1 protein-coding gene and 1 pseudogene are annotated in these 346 nt (G+C 58.7%); both read right to left on the bottom strand.

Features of this window, described 5'->3' with window-relative positions:
* A pseudogene (locus SB753_RS35535) lies at positions 1–170 on the bottom strand (flagellar biosynthesis protein FlgD); the annotation flags it as partial.
* Between the two features lie 11 nt (positions 171–181).
* Positions 182–346, bottom strand: a 165-nt coding sequence (locus tag SB753_RS35540; RefSeq protein ID WP_410804769.1) for a flagellar basal body rod C-terminal domain-containing protein, incomplete at its 5' end; no start/stop codon positions are given.

Here is a 346-nt window from a genome sequence, read left to right on the forward strand (position 1 = left end):
TTCTTCATCTGCGCGATGAGCAGCTGCAAGAACGTGTTCTGCAGGTCGCTGCCCGACGTCGGGTTGGCCGACGAGCTCGACGACGACGCACTGCCCGTGCCGTTCATCGTGTCGAGTAACGTCTGCGAAACAGTCGCGCCGTTGTTGCCGATTGTGGATTGCGTAGTCAAGGAAACTCTCCTCAGGTTCCGATCGTGAGCGTCTTCAGCATCAGCTGTTTCGCGGTGTTGAGCGTTTCGACGTTGGCCTGATAAGAGCGCGAAGCCGAAATCATGTTGACCATCTCCTGCACCGGGTCGACGTTCGGCATCTGGACGTAACCGTTTGCGTCAGCGGCCGGGTTGCC

The sequence above is a fragment of the Paraburkholderia sp. SIMBA_053 genome, assembly GCF_046534895.1.
GTDB classification, from domain to species: domain Bacteria; phylum Pseudomonadota; class Gammaproteobacteria; order Burkholderiales; family Burkholderiaceae; genus Paraburkholderia; species Paraburkholderia caledonica.